This window comes from Paracoccus sp. MKU1 (assembly GCF_001447385.1).
Lineage (GTDB): Bacteria > Pseudomonadota > Alphaproteobacteria > Rhodobacterales > Rhodobacteraceae > Paracoccus.
Genome location: NZ_LLWQ01000062.1, coordinates 1 through 4,007, shown reverse-complemented (window position 1 = coordinate 4,007; position 4,007 = coordinate 1). Strand labels below are relative to the sequence as shown.

At 66.2% G+C, this 4,007-nt stretch carries 4 protein-coding genes and 1 pseudogene; all 5 read left to right on the top strand.

All coding sequences use genetic code 11. The features are described from left to right. Positions 1 to 373 (top strand): ATPase, T2SS/T4P/T4SS family (locus AQY21_RS03550; protein ID WP_161905916.1); only part of this gene is annotated, 373 nt, incomplete at its 5' end. Next, the gene (locus AQY21_RS03545) at positions 370 to 702 is read left to right on the top strand and encodes a TrbC/VirB2 family protein (RefSeq protein WP_036759094.1); all 333 of its coding nucleotides are present in this window, start codon (positions 370 to 372) and stop codon (positions 700 to 702) included. The genes AQY21_RS03550 and AQY21_RS03545, both read left to right, overlap by 4 nt. Further along, entirely contained in the window at positions 702 to 983 is a 282-nt protein-coding gene (locus tag AQY21_RS03540) for a VirB3 family type IV secretion system protein (protein ID WP_036759093.1), read from the top strand. Before AQY21_RS03545 ends, AQY21_RS03540 begins: the two co-directional genes overlap by 1 nt. 9 nt (positions 984 to 992) lie before the next feature. Continuing rightward, positions 993 to 3,626 carry a conjugal transfer protein TrbE gene (trbE, locus tag AQY21_RS03535; RefSeq protein WP_036759092.1) on the top strand — a complete coding sequence of 878 codons (2,634 nt, stop codon included), beginning with the start codon at positions 993 to 995 and terminating at the stop codon, positions 3,624 to 3,626. After that, positions 3,623 to 4,007 (top strand): annotated as a pseudogene (locus AQY21_RS03530) (P-type conjugative transfer protein TrbJ); the annotation flags it as partial. The gene trbE and the pseudogene AQY21_RS03530, both read left to right, overlap by 4 nt.

Genomic DNA, 4,007 nt, shown 5'->3' with positions numbered 1-4,007 from the left:
CGATCTCGTACGCTCCTCGCTGCGCCTGCGTCCCGACCGCATCCCGATCGGCGAGGTGCGCGGCGCCGAGGCGCTGGATCTGCTCAAGGCCTGGGGCACCGGCCACCCCGGCGGCATCGGCACCATCCATGCCGGATCGGGCATCGGTGCGCTGCGCCGCCTCGAACAGCTGATCCAGGAGGCCGTCGTCACCGTCCCGCGCGCCATGATCGCGGAAACCATCGACTTGGTGGCCGTCCTGTCTGGGCGCGGCTCGTCGCGCAGGCTGGTCGAACTGGCCCGCGTCGATGGGCTGGGGCCGGACGGCGACTACCGCATCGCTCCCGTCATTCCCGACATCGACACCACGCTCAGCACTGGAGAACCAGAATGATCCGTCCTGCCCTGCGCCTCTTCCATCATGCCACGATGGCGGCAACCACTGCCTATGTCAGCCTGCTCATGACCCCGGCCGCCCATGCTGCCGGTTCCTCCATGCCCTGGGAGGCACCGCTGCAATCCATCCTCGATTCCGTCGAGGGGCCGGTGGCGAAGATCGTGGCGGTGATCATCATCATCGTCACCGGGCTGACGCTGGCCTTCGGAGACACCGGCGGCGGCTTCCGGCGGCTGATCCAGATCGTCTTCGGCATTTCCATCGCCTTCGCGGCCTCCAGCTTCTTCCTGTCCTTCTTCAGCTTCGGCGGCGGGGCCCTGGTCTGATGGCCCAAGGCTTCGAACAGCTTTCCGAGGTTCCGGGTTTTTCGGTCCCGGTGCATCGCGCCCTGACCGAGCCGATCCTGCTCGGCGGAGCGCCGCGTGCCATCTCCATCCTCAACGGCACGCTGGCCGGGGCTGTCGGTCTCGGGTTGCAACTCTGGCTTGCCGGTCTCCTGATCTGGGCCGTCGGGCATATCGCCACCGTCTGGGCCGCGAAACGCGATCCGCTCTTCGTCGAGGTCGCGCGCCGCCATCTGCGCCTGCCCGGCCATCTCTCGGTGTGAGGACGAACCATGATGAACCTCGCCGAATACCGCCGCACCGCTTCCCGCCTCGCCGACTACCTGCCCTGGGTGGGGCTGGTCGGCGATGGTATCGTCATGAACAAGGACGGCAGTTTCCAGAGGACGGCGAAATTTCGCGGTCCCGATCTGGATTCCGCGGTCGCAGCCGAACTGGTCGCCGTCGCGGGGCGGTTGAACAGCGCCTTCCGTCGGCTCGGCTCCGGCTGGGCGATCTTCGTCGAGGCGCAGCGGTCGGAGGCCGCGATCTATCCCGACAGCACCTTCCCCGATCCGGCTTCGGCGCTGCTCGATGCCGAACGCAAGGCGGATTTCGAGCAGGAAGGCAGCCATTTCGTCTCCGGCTATTTCCTGACCTTCCTCTGGCTGCCCCCGGCCGAGGAGGCCGCCCGCGCCGAAAGCTGGCTCTACGAGGGGCGCGAGACCTCGGGCGTGAATCCCTGGGAACAGGTCCGGGGTTTCGCCGACCGCACCGACCGCGTGCTGGCGCTGCTCGACGGCTTCATGCCCGAATGCCGCTGGCTGGATGACGCCGGCACGCTGACCTACCTGCATTCGACGATCTCGACCAACCGGCATAGTGTCGGCGTGCCCGAGGTGCCGGTCTATCTCGACGCGCTCCTGACCGATCAGCCGCTGACCGGCGGGCTGGAGCCCCGGCTCGGTGAGCAGCATCTGCGGGTGCTGACCCTGAACGGATTTCCCACCGCGACCACGCCTGGTATTCTCGACGATCTGAACCGCATCGCCTTTCCCTATCGCTGGTCGACGCGCGCCATCCTGATCGACAAGCCGGAGGCCACGCGGCTGCTGACGAGGATCCGGCGGCAATGGTTCGCCAAGCGCAAGTCCATCGCCGCGATCCTCAAGGAGGTGATGACCAGCGAACCCACGGCGCTGGTGGACACCGACGCGGCGAACAAGGCCGCCGATGCCGATATGGCCTTGCAGGAACTTGGGGCAGACATCGCCGGCATGGGTTTTGTCACCGCGACGATCACTGTCTGGGATGAGGACGCCAGCGTCGCCGACGAGAAGCTGCGGCTGGTCGAGAAGATCGTTCAGGGCCGCGACTTCACCGCAATGATCGAAACGGTCAATGCCGTCGATGCCTGGCTGGGTTCTCTGCCGGGACATGCCTATGCCAATGTCAGGCAACCGCCGATCAGCACCCTGAACCTCGCCCATATGATCCCGTTGTCCGCCGTCTGGGCCGGCGAGGCGAAGGATGTTCACTTCGATGCGCCGCCCCTGCTCTACGGGCGCACCGAGGGATCGACCCCGTTTCGGTTTTCGCTGCATGTCGGCGATGTCGGCCACACTCTCGTCGTCGGACCGACCGGCGCCGGCAAGTCGGTGCTGCTGGCGCTGATGGCGCTGCAGTTCCGCCGCTATCCGCGCGCGCAGGTCTTCGCCTTCGATTTCGGCGGCTCGATCCGCGCCTCGGCTCTCGCCATGGGCGGCGACTGGCATGACTTGGGCGGCGAGCTGACCGAGGCAGCCGAGACGTCGGTTTCGCTACAGCCACTGGCCCGTATCCACGAAACGGCGGAACGCGCCTGGGCCGCCGACTGGATCGTGGCCATCCTGCGCCGCGAGACCGTCGAGATCACGCCCGAGGTGAAGGAGCACATCTGGACCGCGCTGACCTCGCTGGCCTCGGCGCCTGTCGGAGAACGCACCATCACCGGTCTCGCCGTGCTGCTGCAATCCAACGAGTTGAAACAGGCACTGCGGCCCTATTGCGTCGGTGGACCCTATGGCCGGCTGCTCGACGCCGAGGCTGAGCAACTGGGCTCGGCATCTGTGCAGGCCTTCGAGATCGAGGGGCTGGTCGGCACCGGCGCCGCCCCGGCGGTCCTGTCCTACCTGTTTCATCGCATCGGCGACCGGCTCGACGGCCGCCCGACGCTGCTGATCATCGACGAGGGCTGGCTGGCGCTGGACGACGATGCCTTCGCCGAACAGCTGCGCGAATGGCTGAAGACGCTGAGGAAGAAGAATGCCAGCGTGGTCTTCGCCACGCAATCGCTGAGCGACATCGACAATTCCGCCATCGCGCCGGCGATCATCGAGAACTGCCCGACGCGGCTGCTGCTGCCGAACGAACGCGCCATCGAGCCGCAGATCACCGCCATCTATCGCCGCTTCGGCCTTAACGACCGCCAGATCGAGATCCTCGCCCGCGCCACGCCGAAGCGGGATTATTACTGCCAGAGCCGGCGCGGCAACCGCCTGTTCGAGCTCGGCCTTTCCGAGATCGGCCTCGCGCTCTGCGCCGCCTCCTCAAAATCCGATCAGGCGCTGATCGGTCAGATCCTCGCTGATCATGGCCGCGACGGTTTTCTCGCCGCTTGGCTCCAAGCCCGCAGCGTGGACTGGGCGGCGGATCTGATCCCGGATCTGCCCAATCTGGTGCCGGTAGATTCCAGAGCCCCCGCATCTGGACTAATTGGTTCGGAAACCGCGCCCACTGACGGCGATATCGGCGCCGCCAATGCTGGATTTCCTTACCCAGAGACCGGGCCCGACGGTGACGGGATCGGCCTCGATGGCGCCGAAGCCGCGTCGATTCCCACGAATGCAGGACCAGAAACAGTAGCAGGAAAGGAGACCGCGCCATGACGCGCAGCACGACGATCACCAGGCAACATCCCATTGGCACCCTTGCTCGCACCTCGCTGCTGGCGCTCACCCTTGCCGCCCCGCTGGTGCTGGCCCCGATCCTGACGCCCCCGGCCCATGCCTTCTTCGGCGGGTTCGGGCGTATCGTCTACGATCCGACCAACCACGCCGAGAACCTGCTGACCGCGGCACGGACGCTGGAGCAGATCAACAACCAGATCGCCTCGCTGCAGAACGAGGCCCAGGTGCTGATCAACCAGGCCCGTAATCTCACGAGCCTGCCGCATTCTTCTCTACACCAATTGCAGCAGAACGTCAGCCGCACCCAGCAGCTGCTCGATGAGGCCCAGAACATTGCCTTCGACGTGCAGGACATCGACC